The sequence below is a fragment of the Kitasatospora sp. NPDC002965 genome (genome assembly GCF_040611255.1).
Classification (GTDB): domain Bacteria; phylum Actinomycetota; class Actinomycetes; order Streptomycetales; family Streptomycetaceae; genus Kitasatospora.
On the sequence record NZ_JBEXNT010000005.1, the window covers coordinates 84996 to 104397 of the forward strand.

At 72.4% G+C, this 19402-nt stretch carries 16 protein-coding genes and 3 tRNA genes; 3 read left to right on the plus strand and 16 right to left on the minus strand.

Going from position 1 to position 19402, the window contains the following annotated elements; all coding sequences use genetic code 11:
* Window positions 1-96: 96 nt before the first annotated feature.
* The 3 genes from nusG to ABZY91_RS03950 all read right to left on the minus strand — a co-directional run bounded on the left by nusG (window position 97) and on the right by ABZY91_RS03950 (window position 1763).
* Entirely contained in the window at window positions 97-933 is an 837-nt protein-coding gene (gene nusG / locus ABZY91_RS03940) for a transcription termination/antitermination protein NusG (RefSeq protein ID WP_355399596.1), read from the minus strand.
* 274 nt (window positions 934-1207) lie between these two features.
* Window positions 1208-1540: a preprotein translocase subunit SecE gene (gene secE / locus ABZY91_RS03945; protein ID WP_329885427.1), complete on the minus strand. Its 333-nt coding sequence runs from the start codon at window positions 1538-1540 to the stop codon at window positions 1208-1210.
* Window positions 1541-1690: 150 nt separating this feature from the next.
* A tRNA-Trp gene (locus ABZY91_RS03950) sits at window positions 1691-1763 on the minus strand.
* Between the two features lie 226 nt (window positions 1764-1989).
* Here ABZY91_RS03950 and ABZY91_RS03955 point away from each other — a divergent pair.
* Window positions 1990-3237, plus strand: a complete 1248-nt coding sequence (locus ABZY91_RS03955) for a pyridoxal phosphate-dependent aminotransferase (protein WP_329885428.1) — start codon at window positions 1990-1992, stop codon at window positions 3235-3237.
* 94 nt (window positions 3238-3331) lie between these two features.
* The gene (locus ABZY91_RS03960) at window positions 3332-4360 is read left to right on the plus strand and encodes an adenosine deaminase (RefSeq protein ID WP_329885429.1); all 1029 of its coding nucleotides are present in this window, start codon (window positions 3332-3334) and stop codon (window positions 4358-4360) included.
* Window positions 4361-4447: 87 nt separating this feature from the next.
* On the opposite strand, the gene ABZY91_RS03965 is transcribed toward ABZY91_RS03960, so the two are convergent.
* From ABZY91_RS03965 to ABZY91_RS03990, 6 genes are all read right to left on the minus strand, one after another.
* Window positions 4448-5491 (minus strand): UDP-N-acetylmuramate dehydrogenase, encoded by a 1044-nt coding sequence (locus ABZY91_RS03965; protein WP_355399598.1) that lies wholly within the window; start codon window positions 5489-5491, stop codon window positions 4448-4450.
* A 73-nt stretch (window positions 5492-5564) separates the two neighbouring features.
* Window positions 5565-5987, minus strand: a complete 423-nt coding sequence (locus ABZY91_RS03970) for a MaoC family dehydratase (RefSeq protein WP_355399532.1) — start codon at window positions 5985-5987, stop codon at window positions 5565-5567.
* A gap of 5 nt (window positions 5988-5992) precedes the next feature.
* Window positions 5993-6454, minus strand: coding sequence for a MaoC family dehydratase N-terminal domain-containing protein (locus ABZY91_RS03975; protein ID WP_355399534.1), 462 nt, complete (start codon window positions 6452-6454; stop codon window positions 5993-5995).
* A 116-nt stretch (window positions 6455-6570) separates the two neighbouring features.
* Window positions 6571-6735: a 50S ribosomal protein L33 gene (rpmG, locus tag ABZY91_RS03980; protein ID WP_006604855.1), complete on the minus strand. Its 165-nt coding sequence runs from the start codon at window positions 6733-6735 to the stop codon at window positions 6571-6573.
* Window positions 6736-6822: 87 nt separating this feature from the next.
* Window positions 6823-6895 (minus strand) — tRNA-Met (locus tag ABZY91_RS03985).
* A 43-nt stretch (window positions 6896-6938) separates the two neighbouring features.
* Window positions 6939-7011: transfer RNA gene (locus ABZY91_RS03990), tRNA-Thr, on the minus strand.
* A 263-nt stretch (window positions 7012-7274) separates the two neighbouring features.
* On the opposite strand from ABZY91_RS03990, the gene ABZY91_RS03995 reads away from it, so the two are divergent.
* On the plus strand, window positions 7275-8546 hold the full coding sequence (locus ABZY91_RS03995; RefSeq protein ID WP_355399536.1) for a hydrolase: 1272 nt from the start codon (window positions 7275-7277) through the stop codon (window positions 8544-8546).
* A gap of 302 nt (window positions 8547-8848) precedes the next feature.
* On the opposite strand, the gene ABZY91_RS04000 is transcribed toward ABZY91_RS03995, so the two are convergent.
* The 7 genes from ABZY91_RS04000 to ABZY91_RS04030 form a co-directional block, all read right to left on the minus strand.
* Window positions 8849-9526, minus strand: a complete 678-nt coding sequence (locus tag ABZY91_RS04000; protein WP_355399538.1) for a response regulator — start codon at window positions 9524-9526, stop codon at window positions 8849-8851.
* Window positions 9523-12123 (minus strand): sensor histidine kinase KdpD, encoded by a 2601-nt coding sequence (locus tag ABZY91_RS04005; RefSeq protein WP_355399540.1) that lies wholly within the window; start codon window positions 12121-12123, stop codon window positions 9523-9525. The genes ABZY91_RS04000 and ABZY91_RS04005 overlap by 4 nt, the downstream gene beginning before the upstream one ends.
* A gap of 274 nt (window positions 12124-12397) precedes the next feature.
* On the minus strand, window positions 12398-13030 hold the full coding sequence (gene kdpC / locus ABZY91_RS04010; protein WP_355399542.1) for a K(+)-transporting ATPase subunit C: 633 nt from the start codon (window positions 13028-13030) through the stop codon (window positions 12398-12400).
* Between the two features lie 15 nt (window positions 13031-13045).
* Window positions 13046-15163: a potassium-transporting ATPase subunit KdpB gene (gene kdpB / locus ABZY91_RS04015; RefSeq protein WP_355399544.1), complete on the minus strand. Its 2118-nt coding sequence runs from the start codon at window positions 15161-15163 to the stop codon at window positions 13046-13048.
* Window positions 15163-16824 (minus strand): potassium-transporting ATPase subunit KdpA, encoded by a 1662-nt coding sequence (gene kdpA, locus ABZY91_RS04020; protein WP_355399546.1) that lies wholly within the window; start codon window positions 16822-16824, stop codon window positions 15163-15165. The genes kdpB and kdpA overlap by 1 nt, the downstream gene beginning before the upstream one ends.
* Before the next feature lies 1 nt (window position 16825).
* Window positions 16826-16915, minus strand: a complete 90-nt coding sequence (kdpF, locus tag ABZY91_RS04025; RefSeq protein WP_238863773.1) for a K(+)-transporting ATPase subunit F — start codon at window positions 16913-16915, stop codon at window positions 16826-16828.
* A gap of 420 nt (window positions 16916-17335) precedes the next feature.
* Window positions 17336-19330, minus strand: a complete 1995-nt coding sequence (locus ABZY91_RS04030; protein ID WP_355399600.1) for an APC family permease — start codon at window positions 19328-19330, stop codon at window positions 17336-17338.
* Window positions 19331-19402 lie beyond the last annotated feature (72 nt).

The following is a 19402-nucleotide window of genomic DNA, read 5'->3' on the forward strand; positions in this document are numbered from 1 at the left end:
CACACATCGGACCAGGCTAACGCCTCGGCGTCGCTGGACCAAAACGGATTCGGGGCAGGGCCGTCGGCCCTGCCCCGAATCCGCGGACGGTTGGGACTAGTTCTTCTGGATCTGGTCGAAGGAGAGCTCGACCGGGGTCTCCCGGCCGAAGATCTCCACCAGACCCTTGACCTTCTTCGAGTCGGGGTTGATCTCGTTGATGGTCGCCTGCAGGGTGGCGAACGGACCGTCGGTGACGGTGACCGAGTCGCCGACCTCGAAGTCGAGGACCTGGATCTCGCTGGGCTTGACCGGGGAGGGCTTGCCGGCCTCCTTGGCCGCCTGGCGCTCGACGTCCGGGGCGAGCATCTTGACGACCTCGTCCAGCGTCAGCGGGTACGGGTCGTAGGCGTTGCCGACGAAGCCGGTGACGCCGGGGGTGTTGCGCACGACGCCCCAGGACTCCGGGGTGAGGTCCATGCGCACCAGGACGTAGCCGGGGAGCTTGTTCTGGCGGATGGTCTTGCGGTCGCCGTTCTTGATCTGGACGACCTCCTCCTGCGGCACCTCGGCCTGGAAGATGTACTCCTCGACGTTGAGCGAGACGGCGCGCTGCTCCAGGTTCTGCTTCACCCGGTTCTCGTAGCCGGCGTAGGTGTGGATCACGTACCACTCGCCCGGCATGAACCGCAGGTCCTCGCGGAACTTGGCGACCGGGTCGACCTCGACGGCCTCCTCGGCCTCGGCCTCGGTCTCGTCCTCGGTCCCGGCCTCGGCTGCGGCCTCGGTCTCCTCGGCGAGCTCCTCGTCGGACTCCTCGTGCAGCGCGGCCTCCTCGGCCGGCTCACCGGCCTCGACCTCGTCGTGCGCCTCGGCCTCGTCCTCGTCGCTGTCCGCGGCGTCCACGATCTGCTCGGCGGCCTCGACGTCGTCAGCCAGCTCGGCCGCGTCCAGCTCGGCGGCGACATCCGCCTCGCGGACGGTCTCGTCGGCGTCGTACAGGGGGGAGTCAGACACGGTGGCTGCTTCTTTCCTGGAGATGGTGAAGGTGGCGCGCTCCGTGGCGTTCCCGGTGCCGGTCCGCTCTCGCGGGCGCCGGAAGTTCGCCTCGGAGACTTCAACAGTACCGAGTCAACGGTAGCGGCCCCGTACCTCCGACGCAGACAGCTCGACCCGGGCCGAGGACCGGCCCGGGTCGGGAAGCTGTTTCAAAGGTGTGGCGGTTCCGTCAGCCGAAGATCCAGAGGGCCAGCTTGGAGAAGCCGTAGTCGAGACCGGAGACGAACGCCATCACGATCACGACGAACACGACCACGACCGTGGTGTAGTTCACCAGCTGGCTGCGGGTCGGCCAGACGACCTTGCGCAGCTCGGCGATGATCTGCCGGTAGAACAGCGCGAGCCGGGCGAAGGGGCCCTTCTTGCCGCGCTTGCCCGACTTCTTCTCGCCAGAGCGCTTGCGGCGGGACTCGCCCTCCGCAGGCGTGGTCTCGGCAGCGCCGTCGGCCCCCTCGGGGTTGCCGCTCTCAGGCGTTGCGGTGGAGCCCGTGGTCTCCGTCACTCGTCCTCACCTGAATCCGGGTCCTGCCGAGCATCACCTGCGTACCCGGGTAGGGCACGAGCGGCCGGCTAAAGCGGTGCTGTTCGGTGCCCTCTCCGCATCAAGCCCGCTCGCTCTTTGGAGCGAACGGGCTGAGTACGGATCAAGCAGCAGGGCAAGAGGGACTTGAACCCCCAACCGCCGGTTTTGGAGACCGGTGCTCTACCAATTGAGCTATTGCCCTACGGAGCTTTTCGGCTCCAGTAGCGACCACCAACCTACCGTATCTCCCGCCGCCCCAGGTACAGGTGGCGAGCGTTCCGGTCGGCTCGGTGTCCGTCGAGCAGTGAGTGTACGTGGTCGGGGGGTGTTTGGTCGAACCTCTTCTTTCCGGGCCGCCATGTGGACGGCCCCGTACATATCGTGAAACCGCCATGCCCGGGCCGTGTGCCGTCTGCGACCATGCAGGCATGAGCGCTTCCACCCCGCAGCCCGACAGTTCCGTCCGCCCCGCCGACCGGCGCGTCTCCGCCCGGATCGGCGCGATCGCCGAGTCCGCCACGCTCGCCGTCGACGCCAAGGCCAAGGCCCTGAAGGCGGCCGGCCGGCCGGTCATCGGCTTCGGCGCCGGCGAGCCGGACTTCCCGACCCCGGACTACATCGTCGAGACGGCCGTCGAGGCCTGCCGTGACCCGAAGAACCACCGCTACACCCCGGCCGGCGGACTGCCGGAGCTGAAGGAGGCGATCGCCGCCAAGACGCTCCGTGACTCGGGCTACCAGGTGGACGCCTCCCAGGTGCTGGTCACCAACGGCGGCAAGCAGGCGATCTACGAGGCGTTCGCGGCGATCCTCGACCCGGGCGACGAGGTCATCGTCCCGGCCCCGTACTGGACCACCTACCCGGAGTCGATCCAGCTGGCCGGCGGCGTGCCGGTGGAGGTCGTGACCGACGAGACCACCGGCTACAAGGTCTCGGTCGAGCAGCTGGAGGCCGCGCGCACCGAGAACACCAAGGTGGTGCTCTTCGTCTCCCCGTCCAACCCGACCGGCGCGGTGTACACCCGGGCCGAGGCCGAGGCGATCGGCCGCTGGGCGCTGGAGCACGGCCTCTGGGTGCTCACCGACGAGATCTACGAGCACCTGGTCTACGGCGACGCGGAGTTCACCTCGCTGCCGGCCCTGCTGCCGGAGCTCGCCGACAAGACCGTCGTGGTCAACGGTGTCGCCAAGACCTACGCCATGACCGGCTGGCGGGTGGGCTGGGTGATCGGCCCCAAGGACGTCGTCAAGGCCGCGACCAACCTGCAGTCGCACGCCACCTCGAACGTCTCCAACGTCGCCCAGCGGGCCGCGCTCGCCGCCGTCTCCGGCGACCTCTCGGCCGTGCACGAGATGCGCACCGCCTTCGACCGCCGCCGCCGGACCATCGTGCGGCTGCTCAACGAGATCGACGGCGTGGTCTGCCCCGAGCCCGAGGGCGCCTTCTACGTCTACCCGTCCGTCAAGGGCCTGCTGGGCAAGGAGATCCGCGGCAAGCGCCCGCAGACCTCCGGCGAGCTGGCCACCCTGATCCTCGACGAGGCCGAGGTCGCGGTCGTCCCCGGCGAGGCCTTCGGCACCCCGGGCTACCTGCGCCTCTCCTACGCGCTGGGCGACGCCGACCTGGCCGAGGGCGTCGGCCGGATCCAGAAGCTGCTCGCCGAGGCCCGCGACTGACGGCACCGGCTCCCGGCCCGCCCCCTTTTCACCCCTTCGGGGGATGTGAAGGGGGCGGTTCCCGTCCGGGCCCTCCGTACGGCAGGATTCGTGAATGGAACGCCTGCTGAACCCGCGAGACGTCAGGGACCTGCCCAAGGCCCACCTGCACCTGCACTTCACCGGCTCGATGCGCCCGGCCACCCTGCTGGAACTGGCCGACAGGCACGGCGTCCGGCTGCCGGAGGCGCTCAGCTCCGACCAGCCGCCGAGCCTGCGGGCCACCGACGAACGCGGCTGGTTCCGCTTCCAGCGCCTCTACGACACCGCCCGCTCGGTGCTCCGTGACGAGGACGACATCCGCCGCCTGGTCCGGGAGACCGCCGAGGACGAGCGGCGGGACGGCTCGCGCTGGCTGGAGATCCAGGTCGACCCGACCTCGTACGCGCCCCGGCTCGGCGGGCTGATCCCCGCCCTGGAGCTGATCCTGGACGCCGTCGAGCAGGCCGCCGCGGCCACCGGGGTCGGTATCCGGGTCCTGGTCGCGGCCAACCGGATGAAGTCCCCGATGGACGCCCGGACCCTGGCCCGGCTCGCCGTCCGGTACGCCGACCGGGGCGTGGTCGGCTTCGGCCTCTCCAACGACGAGCGGCGCGGCCTGGCCCGCGACTTCGACCGGGCCTTCGACATCGCCCGCAAGGGCGGGCTGCTCGCGGCCCCGCACGGCGGCGAACTCGCCGGACCGGAGTCGGTCCGCGACTGCCTGGACGACCTGGGCGCCGGCCGGATCGGCCACGGGGTCCGGGCCGCCGAGGACGACCGGCTGATGCAGCGGCTGGCGGACCGCCAGGTCACCTGCGAGGTCTGCCCGTCCTCCAACGTCTCGCTCGGCGTCTACGAGCGGCCCGAGGACGTCCCGCTGCGACGGCTGTTCGACGCCGGGGTGCCGCTGGCGCTCGGCGCCGACGACCCGCTGCTGTTCGGCAGCCGGCTGGCCGACCAGTACGGCCTGGCCCGCGACGTCCTGGGCTTCTCCGACGCCGAACTGGCCGAACTGGCGCGCCAGTCGGTGCGCGGTTCGTGCGCGCCGGAGAGCGTGCGGAAGGAACTGCTCGCGGACGTCGACGCCTGGCTGGCGGGCTGAGTCAGCCCGGGGAGTCGTCCTGGAGCTCCCCGGGAGTCGCCCCGGAGCCTCTCCGGGATTCACCCCGCGATCGCCCGGGGAGGGGCCTCAGAGGGTGACGCCGACCATCACCGGCTCGTTCACCAGCTCCACCCCGAAGGCGGCGCGCACGCCGTCCCGGATCTCCCGGGCCAGCACCAGCAGGTCCTCGGTGGTGGCGGCCCCCCGGTTGGTGAGCGCCAGGGTGTGCTTGGTGGAGAGGGTCGCCGGGCCGCTGCCGTAGCCCTTGCCGAACCCGGCCCTGTCGATCAGCCAGGCCGCCGAGGTCTTGGTGCGGCCGCCCGGCGCCGGGTAGGCGGGGGCGGTCAGCTCGCGCTCGGCGGCCAGTGCCAGGAACACGGCGTACTGCTCGGGGTCCAGCACCGGGTTGGTGAAGAAGGAGCCCGCCGACCAGGTGTCGTGGTCCGCCGGGTCCAGCACCATGCCCTTGCCGGAGCGCAGGCCCAGCACCGCCTCGTACGCCTCGCGCAGTCCGACCCGCTCGTCCTGGGCCACCCCGAAGTGCTTGGCGACCTCGGCGTAGCGGACGGGGGTGGACCGCCCGCCGGCGTCCTCCAGCGCGAAGCGGACCCGCAGCACCACGTAGCGGTCGGGCTCGGCCTTGAAGCGGCTGTGCCGGTAGGAGAAGCCGCACTCGGCGCCGGTGAGGGCGAGCACCTCGCCGGACCGGCGGTCGTACGCGACCACCTCGGTGATCGTCTGGGCCACCTCCTGGCCGTAGGCCCCGACGTTCTGCACCGGGGTGGCCCCGGCCGAGCCGGGGATGCCGGCCAGGAACTCGACGCCGGCCAGCCCGTGGTCGACCGTCCGGGCCACCGCGTCGGCCCAGACCTCACCGGCGGCCAGCTCCAGTGCGGTGCCGTCCAGCGCGAAGCCGGTGGTGGCGATCCGCAGCACCGTGCCGGCGAAGCCGGCGTCGCCGATCACCAGGTTGGAGCCGCCGCCGAGGACCAGCAGCGGCTCGCCCGCCGCGTCGGCCGCGCGGACGGCCGAGACCACCTCGTCGTCGGTGTGCGCGGTCACCAGGCGGCGGGCCGGGCCGCCGAGCCGGAGGGTGGTCAGCGGGGCGAGGGGGGCGTCGAGTTCTTCCAGCACGCCCCCCAGCGTACGGGGCCCCCGTACGCACCCCGCCCGTTCGGGCCGGAGCGTCGGGCCGGCCGGAGGATCAGGCCAGCCGGACGACGGCCCGGGACATGCCCAGCACCTTCTGGCCGCCGTAGGTCGCCACCAGGTCGACCTGGACCCTGCGGTCGTCCAGCAGCTTGGCCACCTTGCCGGTGACCTCGATCACGGAGCCGACCCCGTCGTCGGGCACCGGCACCGGACGGGTGAAGCGGACGCCGTACTCGACCACCGCGGCCGGGTCGCCGACCCAGTCGGTGACCACCCGGATCGCCTCGGCCATGGTGAACATGCCGTGCGCGATGACGTCGGGCAGGCCGACCTCCAGGGCGAACTTCTCGTTCCAGTGGATCGGGTTGAAGTCGCCCGAGGCTCCGGCGTACTGCACCAGTGTGGCGCGGGTCACCGGGAAGGACTGCGCGGGCAGCTCGGTGCCGGCCTCGACCTCGTCGTAGCTGATCGCCATCGGGCTCACTCCCCCGTCTTCTCGTCGGCGGCCCGGGCCACCAACGTCATGACCGACGTCACCACGTGCTCGCCGGTCTCGTCCGACACCTCGCCACGCACGGTGAGGACGTCGTTGCCCGCCAGTGACTTGATGTTGTCGATGGTGACCTCGACGGTCAGCCGGTCACCGGCCCGGACCGGGCGGGTGTAGACGAACTTCTGGTCCCCGTGCACGACCCGGCTGTAGTCCAGGCCCAGCTCGGGGTCCTGGACCACCTGGGCGGCGGCCCGGAAGGTGAGCATGAACGGGAAGGTCGGCGGGGCGATCACGTCCGGGTGACCGAACGCCTTGGCCGCCTCCTGGTCGGTGTACGCCGGGTTGGCGTCGCCCACGGCGGCGGCGAACTCGCGGATCTTCTCCCGGCCGACCTCGTACGGCTCGGTGGGCGGGTACGTCCGCCCGATGAAGGAGGGGTCGAGTGCCACGGGCAACTCCTCGGAAGCGCGTTGGATGACAAAAAAACTCCGGACCGCAACCCAATGAGGATTGCGGCCCGGAGTCGTAGACCTGGTTCACACAGGCCCGGTGCCCTGCAACAGGGTCAACGGGTCTCGCGGTGCGCGGTGTGCGAGTTGCAGCGGGGGCAGTGCTTCTTCATCTCAAGACGGTCCGGGTCGTTACGCCGGTTCTTCTTGGTGATGTAGTTCCGCTCCTTGCACTCCACGCAGGCCAGCGTGATCTTCGGGCGGACATCGGTGGCAGCCACGGGAGTGCCTTCCTTGTACAACAATGAATGAGAACAAAGACAAGAGTAGCCGACCGGGAGTGCGATCTCCCGACCGACTACGCGGAGTAGCGGTGACCGGACTTGAACCGGTGACACAGCGATTATGAGCCGCTTGCTCTACCAACTGAGCTACACCGCCACGGTGATCCTGAACACGGCCGAAGCCGGTCCTCTCTCACCAGAGCCCCCATGCGGAATCGAACCGCAGACCTTCTCCTTACCATGGAGACGCTCTACCGACTGAGCTATAGGGGCGAACGAGGAAGAGATTACACGTTCCGCGCCCAGAGGTGAAATCCGTATCCCGCGGCGAAGTCCGCAGGTGGACGGCCTGCACTGGCGAGCGATCGAAGGCAGCGCGTTCGACCGGCCCGGTCGGGCCGCGGCCCGACCCGATACGACTATTGCCCGCCTCCCTGCGCCCCGCCCCTGCCCGCCGTAGGCTCGTCGCTCATTGATCGGAACCGGGACGGGGCCGTGGACAGCGGGCCGGGCCGGCACGAAGAGGGAGCCGGGCGATGGACAGCGCAGCCGCCGACGGGCCGCAGCCCGGACCCGGCCCGGCGGCCAACCCGCTCGGGCACGGCCCCGTCCTGCTCCTCACCGACGCACGGCTGGCCGACGGCCGGGTGGTGGACGTCCGGATCAGCGGCGACCGGATCCAGGCCGTCGGCACCTCCGGCGGTCTCGGCCCGCTGCCGGCCCTGCCCGGCGCCCCCACCGTCACCACCGGCGCCCGGATCGACCTCCGCGGCTACCTGCTGCTGCCGGCCCCCGCCGAGGTGCACGCCCACTACGACGTCGCCTTCTCCGCCGCGCTGCCCGCCCCTCCGCCGGAGACGCCCTCCGACCTCACCCGGCGGGTCACCGAGGCCGCGCTCACCTCGCTCGGCTACGGCGCCACCGCCCAGCGCACCCACGTCCGGATCGGCGACGTGCACGGGCTGCGCCGGCTGGAGGCGGTGCTCACCGCCCGCCAGGCGCTGCGCGGCCTCGCCGATCTGCAGGCCGTCGCCATGCCCCGGCTGCTCACCGGCCGGGCCGGTGCGGACGGCCGGGCCCAGCTGCGGGACGCGCTCAAGCTGGGGGCCACCGCGGCCGGCGGCTGCCCCGAACTGGACCCGGACCCGGCGGGCTTCGTCCAGGTACTGCTGGAGGCCGCCCGGGAGGCGGACTGCCCGGTGGACCTGCACACCACGGCCGCCGACCCGGGGCAGCTGGCCCGGCTGGCCGGGGCGCTCGGACCGCTGCGGCCGCGGGTGGTGCTGGGGCCGTGCGGGTCGCTGGCGCCGGGCGCCTCGGCGGTGCTGGCCAGCAGCGGGGTCCGGGTGGTCTGCCTGCCGCAGAACGGCGGCTGCTCCGGTCTGGAGGGCCCGGCGGTCGGGCTGCGGCACTCGGTAGTGCGCGAGCTGGTGGAGGCGCGGGTGCCACTGGTGGCGGGCAGCGGCTCGCTGCGGGACGGCGCCAACCCGGTCGGTCGGGCCGATCCGCTGGAGGCCGCGTACCTGCTGGCGGCGGGCGGGGTGCTGAGCCCCGACGCGGCGTACGACACCGTGTCCAACCAGGCGCGGGCGGCGCTCGGGCTGCCTCCGGTGCGGGTGGACGCCGGCTTCCCGGCCGAGCTGCTGGCGGTCCGCGGCGACAGCCTGGCGGGGGCGCTGGCCGGCGGGCACAGCCGGCTGGTGGTGCACAGCGGACGCGTGGTCAGCCGGACCAGCGCGGTGCGGGAGTTCGCCGACACGGTGGCGCTGGCGCTGCCCCGGCAGTCGGGCAGCGCGGGCGGGGGGTGACCGGCCGCTGCGCGGGCGGCGGCGGGGGGTGACCGGCCGCTGCGCGGGCGCCCGGGCAGGGGCGGTCGCCCTGCGCCGAACAGGCGGCAGGGGCGCGCAGTGTCGACCGCGCGCCCCTTCCCCCACACTGGCCGCCGAGGCGGCGAAGCGGCCCCAGGCATCCCCCACATGGAGCGGGGCCGCTTCCTCATCGCTGACGCTACGCCCGCGAACCGCCCCCGCCGCCCCCTCCTGACGCCCTCCTGACGCCCGGAGGTCCGCTCCTGACGGCTCGTTGACGCCGCCCGCGCACAGCGCGGGCCTCAGGGCTCGTACCGGTAACCGATCCCGGGTTCGGTGATCAGGTGGCGCGGGCGCGCCGGATCGCGTTCCAGCTTGCGGCGCAGCCCCGCCAGGTAGACCCGCAGGTAGTTGCCGCGCAGCTCCCGGTCCGGCCCCCAGACCTCGCGCAGGATGCGCCGGCCCGGCACCAGCCGGCCCGGGCTGGCCAGCAGCAGGGCCAGGATCCGCCACTCGGTCGGGGTGAGCCGGACCGGACCGTCCGGACCGGTGACGGTGGTGGCGGCGAGGTCCACCGTGTGGTCGCCGACCAGCACCGGCACGGGCCCGGGCGGGCCGGCCCGCGGGCGGCGCAGCACCACCCGCAACCGGGCCAGCAGCTCCTCCATCAGGAACGGCTTGGTGAGGTAGTCGTCGGCGCCGGCGTCCAGCGCGTTCACCTTGTCGACGCCGCCCGAGCGGCCGGACAGCACGATGATCGGCACCGCGCTGCGGCTGCGCAGGCCCCGGATGACCTCCATGCCGTCCAGGTCGGGCAGGCCGAGGTCGAGCAGGACGGCGTCCGGGGCGGTGTGCGCGGCGCGGTCCAGCGCCTCACCGCCGGTGGCGGCGGTCCGCACGGCGTACTGCCGGGCGCTCAGGTTGATCCGCAGGGTCCGCAGCAGGGCGGGCTCGTCGTCGACGACCAGGATCTCGCTCATGCGGGGACCCCTCCCGGGTGCCGCTCCCCCGTGCCGGGCCCGGTCTCGTCCGGACGGCCCCCGCCGGGCCCGTACGGCCCCGCGGCGGGCAGGGTGAGCAGCATGGTGGTGCCGCCGCCGGGGGTGTCCTCGACCTCCAGGCTGCCGCCCATGGCCTCGGCGAGGCCGCGGGAGAGCGCGAGGCCCAGGCCGACGCCGGTGGTGTTGTCGGTGTCGCCGAGGCGCTGGAACGGCAGGAAGACCCGGTCGCGATCCTCGGGGGCGATGCCGGGGCCGCGGTCGATCACCCGGACCTCGACCCGGCCCCGGTGGTGGCTGGCGGCCACCAGGACCGGCGCGCCGGGCGCGTTGTGGCGCAGCGCGTTGGCGATCACGTTGGCGAGGACGCGTTCCAGCAGCGGCGGGTCGGCCAGGACCGGCGGCACGTTCTCCAGGTCCAGCGGCTGGACGGGCGCGTACGGGTCGGGCAGCGAGTCGAGGGCGCGCGGCAGGATCTCGTCGACGTGGGTCTCGGCGAGGTGCAGGGTGAGCGCGCCGGCCTGGAGGCGGCTCATGTCGAGCAGGTTGTCGACCAGCCGGGTGAGCTTGACCAGGGATTCGTCGGCGGTGGCCAGCAGTTCGGCCCGGTCCTCGGGCGAGAACTCGACGTCCGGGCTGCGCAGCGAGCCGACCGAGGCGAGCGCGGCGGCCAGCGGGGTGCGCAGGTCGTGGCTGACCGCGGCGAGCAGGGCGGTGCGCATCCGGTCGGCGGCCTTGATGGGTTCGACCTCGGCGGCGACCACCGCGAGCCGGTCGCGTTCCAGCGCGGCGGCGACGTGCGCGGCGAAGGCGGTGAGGACGCGCTGGTCGGCGGCGGGCAGCCGGCGTCCGGTGAGGACGAGGACGGCGTCGGCGCCGACCGGGACCTCGGTGGCCTCGGCCGGCTGTCCGGGTTCGGGCTCGCCGCCGCCGTCGCAGGCGGCCAGCACCTCGCCGCCGGTGCGCTCCAGCAGGGCGACGGCGTGCATGCCGAAGGCGGTGCGGGACTTCTCCAGCAGGGCGGGCAGGGCGTCGGCTCCGCGCAGCACGCTGCCGGCGAGGGTGGAGAGCGTCTCGGCCTCGGCGGTGGCCCGGGCGGCCCGGGCGGTGAGCCGGCCGGCGTGGTCGACCACCGTGGAGACGGTCAGCGCGACGGCGGCGAAGACGGTGAGGGCGATGATGTTGTTGGTCTCGCCGATGGTGAAGGCGTGGACGGGCGGGATGAAGAAGTAGTTGAGCAGCAGCGAGGCGACCACCGAGGCCACCAGTGCGGAGGTCGCCCCGCCGAGCAGGGCGACCACGACCACGCCGAGCTGGAAGATCAGCGCGTCGGTGGTGAGGTTGACGGTGTCGTGGGACTGCGAGAGTCCGGCGGTGATCAGCCAGGGCACCACCAGCCCGGCGAGGAAGCCGGTGACGGTGCGGCGCCTGGAGTGGCGGCGGCCGAGCGACGGCAGCCGGCCGCGGCCGGTGAACTCGTGGGTGACCATGTGGACGTCGATGTCCTCGGAGGCGTCCACGGTGGTCTCGCCGATTCCCGGGCCGGTCAGGAAGCGGGTGGTCCGGCCGCGCCGGCTGGTGCCGAGGACGAGCTGGGTGGCGTCGTGGGCCCGGGCGAAGGCGAGCAGCGCGGTGGGGATGTCGTCGCCCACCACCACGTGGTAGCTGCCGCCGAGGTTCTCGACCAGCTGCCGCTGTTGCGCGAGTTCCCCCGACGAGGCCCCCGCCAGGCCGTCGCTGCGGGTGACGTGGACGGCGAGCAGGTCGCCGCCGGCGGTGCGGTCGGCGATCCGGGCGGCGCGGCGGACCAGCGTCTCGCCCTCGGGGCCGCCGGTGAGGGCGACCACGACGCGCTCGCGGGCCTCCCAGACGCGGTCGATGTCGTGGCTGGCCCGGTAGTCGCGCAGGCCCTCGTCGACCCGCCCGGCCACCCAGAGCAGGGCGAGTTCGCGCAGGGCGGTGAGGTTCCCGACCCGGAAGTAGTGGGAGAGCGCGGCGTCCACCTTCTCCGCCTTGTAGACGTTGCCGTGGGCCATCCGCCGGCGCAGTGCCTGCGGGGCCATGTCGACGAGCTCGATCTGGTCGGCCCGGCGGACCACCTCGTCCGGGACGGTCTCGCGCTGCGGGATGCCGGTGATCTTCTGGACGACGTCGTTCAACGACTCCAGGTGCTGGACGTTGACGGTGGTGATGACGTCGATCCCGGCGTCCAGCAGCTCCTCGACGTCCTGCCAGCGCTTGGTGTGCCGGCCGCCGGGGACGTTGGTGTGGGCCAGCTCGTCGACCAGGACGACGGCGGGCCCGCGGGCGAGCACGCCGTCGAGGTCCATCTCCTCGAAGTCGCCTTCCCGGTAGGAGCGGTGGACCCGCGGGAGGACCTCCAGACCGGCGAGCATGGACTCGGTGTGCCGGCGGCCGTGGCACTCGATGTAGCCGACCACCACGTCCGCGCCGCGGTCCTGTCTGCGCCGCGCCTCGTCCAGCATCCGGTAGGTCTTGCCGACACCGGGGGCGGAGCCGAGGTAGACCCTCAGCCGGCCTCGGCGGTGGCCGGTGCCGGGAGCGAGGTCGCGGACCATGGGCGCTGCTCTTTCGTCTTCTGCGCACGAGGCGGCTTCTGGGGCGGGGGCGGAGGTGAGGTCAGGGGCGAGGGGCGAGGGCGAGGGCGAGGGGCGACGGTGGCCGGGGGCGGTCCCCGGGCCGGGGCGGTTCCGGGGGCCGGAACGGAGCGGTTCCGGGGCCGGGGCGGACGGCGGCCGACCCGGGCGCGGGGCAGTGCCCCGGCCCGGGTCGGCCAGTCTCACAGGTCCGGCCGGTCGGCCGGCGCGCGTTGCGTCCGCACGCCCTCCGCGCTCACTTCTGCTGCGCCAGCGCGGCGTTGAGTCGGACCACGTTCACGCCAGGCTGCCCGAGGAAGCCCAGCGAGCGGCCCTCGGTGTACTTCTCGACCAGCTTGTTCAGCTGCTCGGGCGAGACGTTGCCACGGGCCTTGGCCACCCGGTCGACCTGCTGCTCGGCGTAGGCGACCGAGATGTGCGGGTCGAGGCCGGATCCGGAGGCGGTGACGGCGTCCACCGGGACGCTCGCCGGGTCGACGCCGTCGAACGCGGCGACGGCCTTGCGTCGCTCCTCGACCGTCGCGGTGAGGTCCTCGCTGGTGGGGCCCAGGTTGGAGGCGCCGGAGCTCTTCGGGTCGTGGCCGCCGGCGGAGGGCCGGGGCTGGAACCACCTCGGGTCCGGCAGCGCGACCTCGTCCGGGTCGTCCGGGTTCTGCTTGGGCAGGTCGTAGCTCTGTGCCAGCAGGCCGGAGCCGACCTCCTTGCCGTCGACCCTGACGATCGAGCCGTCGGCCTTGTCGGGGAAGGCGGCCTGGGCGATGCCGGTGACCAGCAGCGGGTAGGCGATACCGAGGATCACCGTCATCACCAGCAGCATCCGCAGGGCGGTGAGGTGCGTGCGCACGGTGGTGGGCAGGGGCTTGGACACGGGGGTTCTCCTCTCTCAGCTCAGGCCGGGGACGAACTGGACGACCAGGTCGATCAGTTTGATCCCGGCGAAGGGGACGACGAGCCCGCCGAGGCCGTAGACCCCGATGTTGCGACGCAGGAGCGAACTGGCGTCGGAGGGGCGGTACTTCACCCCGCGCAGGGCGAGCGGGATGAGGCCGACGATGACCAGGGCGTTGAAGACGATCGCCGAGGTGATCGCGGACTGCGGGCTGTGCAGGCCCATGATGTTGAGCTTGTCGAGGCCCGGGTACACCGACGCGAACATGGCCGGGATGATCGCGAAGTACTTCGCGACGTCGTTGGCGATCGAGAAGGTCGTGAGCGCGCCGCGGGTGATCAGGAGCTGCTTGCCGATCTCGACGATCTCGATCAGCTTGGTGGGGTTGGAGTCGAGGTCGACCATGTTGCCGGCCTCCTTGGCCGCCATGGTCCCGGTGTTCATCGCGACACCGACGTCGGCCTGGGCGAGGGCCGGGGCGTCGTTGGTGCCGTCGCCGGTCATCGCGACCAGCTTGCCGCCGGCCTGCTCCTTCTTGATCAGCGCCATCTTGTCCTCGGGGGTGGCCTCGGCGAGGAAGTCGTCCACGCCCGCCTCCTCCGCGATCGCCCGGGCGGTCAGCGGGTTGTCGCCCGTGATCATGACCGTCCTGATGCCCATCCGGCGCAGCTCGTCGAAGCGCTCCCGCATGCCCTCCTTGACCACGTCCTTGAGGTGGATCACGCCGAGGGCCTTCGGGGCCGCGGGGCCGGCCTTGGAGGCGACCAGCAGCGGGGTCCCGCCGGCGGCCGAGATGCCGTCGACCAGCTCGGCGACGTCCCGGCCGACGGTGCCGCCGTTCTCGGTGACCCAGGTGGTGACCGATCCCGCCGCACCCTTGCGGACCTGGTGCGGGCCGTCGGGCTCGTCGAGGTCGACGCCGGACATCCGGGTCTGGGCGGTGAACGGCACCCAGGTGGCGTGCGCCAACTCGCCCTGGGCGCGGGCGCGCAGTCCGTACCGCGTCTTGGCGAGGACGACGATCGAGCGGCCCTCGGGGGTCTCGTCGGCCAGCGAGGAGAGCTGCGCCGCGTCGGCCAGCTCCTCGACCGTGACGCCGGCGGCCGGGAGGAACTCGGCGGCCTGGCGGTTGCCGAGGGTGATGGTGCCGGTCTTGTCGAGCAGCAGGGTGTTGACGTCGCCGGCGGCCTCGACCGCGCGGCCGGACATCGCCAGCACGTTGCGCTGGACCAGCCGGTCCATGCCGGCGATGCCGATCGCGGAGAGCAGCGCGCCGATGGTGGTCGGGATGAGCGCCACGATCAGGGCGACCAGCACGATCATCGACTGCGGGGCGCCCGCGTAGGTGGCCATCGGCTGCAGGGTGACGACCGCGACCAGGAACACGATGGTCAGCGAGGCCAGCAGGATGTTGAGCGCGATCTCGTTCGGCGTCTTCTGCCGGGCGGCGCCCTCGACCAGGGCGATCATCCGGTCGATGAAGGTCTTTCCGGGTTCGGAGGAGATCTTCACCACGATCCGGTCGGAGAGCACCCTGGTGCCGCCGGTCACGGCGGAGCGGTCTCCGCCCGACTCGCGGATCACCGGCGCGGACTCGCCCGTGATCGCCGACTCGTCGACGCTCGCGACGCCCTCGACGACGTCCCCGTCACCGGGGATGATCTGGCCGGCCTCGACCACGACGTGGTCGCCCAGGCGCAGCGACGCACCCGGGACCTCCTCCTCGTCCCGGCCCGCGGGCCATCCGGTGAGCCGCCGGGCCACGGTGTCGGTCCTGGTCCGGCGCAGGGTGTCCGCCTGCGCCTTGCCACGGCCCTCGGCGACGGCCTCGGCCAGGTTGGCGAAGACCGTGGTCAGCCAGAGCCAGACGGTGATCGACCAGGCGAACACCGACGGGTCGGCTATCGCGCAGACCGTGGTGACGACGGAGCCGACCTCGACCACGAACATGACGGGGTTCTTGACCATCACGCGCGGGTCGAGCTTCTTCACCGCGTCCGGCAGGGCGGCGAGGAGCACCTTCGGGTCGAGCAGGCCGCCGGCCGCTCTGTGCGGCGCCTCGGCGGGCGCCTCCGGCCGGGGGGCCGGCTTCTCGGTCAGGGTGGAGGACATCAGGAGAGACCTTCCGCGATCGGCCCGAGAGCCAGGGCCGGGAAGTAGGTGAGGCCGACGACGATCAGGACGACGCCCGACAGCAGGCCCACGAACAGCGGCTTGTGGGTGGGCAGGGTGCCCGGGGTGGCGGGGACCGGCTGCTGCTGTGCGAGCGCGCCGGCCAGGGCCAGGACGAAGACCATCGGCAGGAACCGGCCGAACACCATGGCCAGGCCGATCGCGGTGTCGTACCAGTCGGTGTTGACCGTGATGCCGGCGAACGCCGAGCCGTTGTTGTTCGCGCCCGAGGTGAACGCGTACAGCACCTCGGAGAAACCGTGGGCACCCGAGTTGAGCATCCCGGCCCGCTGACCCGGCAGCGCCATCGCCACACCCGTACCGACCAGCACGAGCGTCGGCGTGGTCAGGATGTACAGGGAGGCGAACTTCATCTCCCGCCCGCCGAGCTTCTTGCCCAGGTACTCCGGGGTGCGCCCGACCATCAGACCGGCCACGAACACCGCGACGATCGCCAGCACCAGCATCCCGTACAGGCCCGAGCCCACACCGCCGGGCGCGATCTCGCCCAGCATCATGTTGAACATCGTCAACCCGCCGCCGAGCGCCGAGTACGAGTCGTGGAACGAGTTCACCGCACCGGTCGAGGTCAGCGTCGTCGACGCCGCGAACAGACCGGACGCCGCGATACCGAACCGCTGCTCCTTGCCCTCCAGGGCCCCGCCGGCCGCCTGCATCGCCGAACCGGCGTGCTGCGACTCGGAGAAGGTGATCAGCGCCACCGACGCCGCCCAGAACAGACCCATCACCGCGACGATCGCGTAGCCCTGCCGGTGGTCCCCGACCATCCGGCCGAAGGCCCGCGGCAACGCGAACGGGATCAGGAGGATCAGGAAGATCTCCAGGAAGTTGCTCAGACCCGTCGGGTTCTCGAACGGGTGCGCCGAGTTGGCGTTGAAGAAGCCGCCGCCGTTGGTGCCCAGCAGCTTGATGACCTCCTGCGAGGCCACCGGCCCGCCCGGGACCGACTGCGGATCGCCGACCAGCGCGGCCACCTCGTGGAAGCCGTGGAAGTTCTGCACCACCCCGGTCGCCGCCAGCACCAGGGCGAAGACGACCGCGACCGGCAGCAGCAGGCGCAGGGTGATCCGGGTCAGGTCGACCCAGAAGTTGCCGACCCGGTCCGTCCGGTTGCGGGTGAAGCCCCGGATCAGCGTGGCGACGACGGCGATGCCGACGGCCGCGGAGACGAAGTTCTGCACCGCCAGACCCGCCATCTGGGCCACGTGCCCCATCGCGGCCTCGCCGCTGTAGGACTGCCAGTTGGTGTTGGCGACGAACGAGATCGCGGTGTTCCACGCCTGGTGGCCCGGCATCTGCTCGACGCCGAGGTTCAGCAGGAGGTGGCCCTGGAGGCGGATCAGGCCGTAGAGGAAGAGGACCGAGACGGCCGAGAAGGCCAGCACCGAGCGCAGGTACACCGACCATCGCTGGTCGGCGTCCGGGTCCACGCCGATCACCTTGTACAGGCCGCGCTCGGCTCTGAGGTGCCGGGAGGTGGTGAGGATCCGGGCGATGTAGTCGCCCAGGGGCCGGTAGCACAGGGCCAGTGCGCCCACCAGGGCGAGGACCTGCAGCCAGCCCGCGAGAGTGGAGCTCATGTCAGAACTTCTCCGGGTAGATCAGCGCCACGACGAGGTAGCCGACGAGGGCGACGGCCACGATGAGACCTGCGACGTTCTCGGCGCTCACAGCTTCTCCACCCCCCGCGCGATCAGGGCGATGACGGCGAACACGGCGACCGTGACACCGACGTAGATGAGATCGGACATGGGCTCCACCACAGTGGTTCGGAGGTGGCCGCGGCCTGCGTAGAAGGGGCGGGGCGCGGCACCGGCGGCGGGCCGGCTACGCCAGCCAACCGCCCTCACGGTGCGTCAACGGCGTTCTTGACGCCCTCCATACGGCGTACGTTCGATTGTTGACGGGCTCCATACGGGCCGGGGGCGGCGGGGCCAGGGGCGCTGCCGCGCGTGTCACCCGCGCGGCGTCCCGCGCAGGGTCATGCCGGGTCATGGCGCGGCCCCGGACGGCCGATGCCGTCCGGGGCCCGTGGGGTGACTCCCGTACTCCTATGCTCCTGCGTTCCTGCCGCGCCCCTGCCCGCGTGCGTCAGGCGTGCTCGGGCGCCGGCAGCTTCTCCCGCTCCGACCGCACCGCCGGCTCGCCGCGCCGGACCGCACCCGGCGCCCGGCGGGACGGGTGGTCGGCCCGGCCGGCCGAGGTCAGCTGCCACGGCACGCTGATCACCATCACCCCCGGGGTGAAGAGCAGCCTGCTCTTCAGCCAGAGCGCCGACTGGTTGTGCAGCAGGTGCTCCCACCAGTGCCCGACCACGTACTCGGGGATGAACACCGCCACCGCCTCGCGCGGGCCGGTCCGGCGGTACTCCCGCACGTACTGGACGACCGGCCGGGTGATCTCCCGGTACGGCGAGTCCAGCACCTTCAGCGGCACCGCCACGGCCAGCTCCCGCCACTGCCGCTCCAGTTCGCCGGTGGCGTCCGGCTCCACGGCGACGGTGAGCGCCTCCAGCGAGTCCGGCCGGAACGCCTCGGCGTAGCCGAGCGCCCGCAGGGTCGGCTTGTGCACCTTGGACACCAGCACGATGCCGTGCACCTTGGAGGGCCGCACCGCCTCGGCGTCCGGGTCGTCCACCGCCAGCTCCTCGGCGACGCTGTCGTAGTGCCGCCGGATGCCGCGCATCATCACCCAGAGCACCGCCGCCGCGACCACGGCCAGCCAGGCGCCCTGGGTGAACTTGGTCAGCAGCACGACGACCAGCACCAGCGCGGTGGTGACCGCACCGAAGGAGTTGATCACCCGGGACCGCAGGGCGCCGCCCCGGACCGCCGGGTCGGTCCCGGTCTCCAGGGTGCGGTTCCAGTGCCGCACCATGCCGATCTGGGACAGCGTGAAGGAGGTGAAGACCCCCAGGATGTAGAGGTGGATCAGGCTGGTGACGTCCGCGTCGTACAGCCAGAGCAGCCCGCCGGCCACCACCGCGAGCGCGATGATGCCGTTGGAGAAGGCCAGCCGGTCACCGCGGGTGTGCATCTGCCGCGGCAGGTAGCGGTGCTCGGCCAGGATCGAGGCCAGCAGGGGGAAGCCGTTGAACGCGGTGTTGGCCGCCAGGATCAGCACCAGCGCGGTGACCGCCTGGATCGCGTAGAAGAGGACGCTCCCGTCGCCGCCGAAGACCGCCGCCGCCAGCTGGGCGATCACGGTCTGCTGGGGCGCGGTCGTGCAGTCGCCGGGGAACCCGGTGAGGTGGCAGGCGTCGTCGGCGATGTGGACGTCGGACACCAGCGCCAGCGCCGTGATGCCGACGAACATGACCACGGCCGTGGTGCCCATCACGGCCATCGTGGCGGCGGCGTTCCTCGACTTCGGTGCCCGGAACGCCGGCACGCCGTTGGAGATCGCCTCGACCCCGGTCAGCGCCGTGCAGCCGGAGGCGAACGCCCGCAGTCCCAGCAGCAGCAGTCCCAGCCCGGCCAGGGTGTCCTTGCCGTCCTCCGGCACAATCCCGTACGAGGCGCTGGCCGCCACCGGTGCGTCGCCGAGCACGGCCCGGACCAGCCCGGTGACCACCATCAGCAGGATGCCGCCGATGAACAGGTACGTCGGCGCGGCGAAGGCCTTGCCCGACTCCCGCACTCCGCGCAGGTTCCCCGCCATCAGCAGCACGACGAAGCCGACCGCCAGCTCGACCCGGTGGTCGGCGAGCGAGGGCAGCGCCGAGATGATGTTGTCCACGCCGGAGGCCACCGACACGGCGACCGTCATCACGTAGTCGACCAGCAGCGAGGCGGCCACCACCAGGCCCGAGTTGGCGCCCAGGTTCCGGGAGACCACCTCGTACGAGCCGCCGCCGCTCGGGTAGGCGTGCACGACCTGGCGGTACGACATCACCACGACCGCCATCAGGGCGACCACACCGGCCGCGACCCACGGGGTCAGCGAGAGGAAGGCGGCGCCACCGACGGTGAGCACCAGCAGGATCTCCTGGGTCGCGTAGGCGACCGAGGAGAGCGGGTCGGAAGCGAAGATCGGCAGCGCCAGCCGCTTGGGGAGCAGCGTCTCGCCCAGCTCCTCGCTGCGCATGGCTCTGCCGATCACTAGGCGCTTGAGCGCCTGGGGCACGTTGAACACATGGGCGAGCGTAAGCGCGTCCGG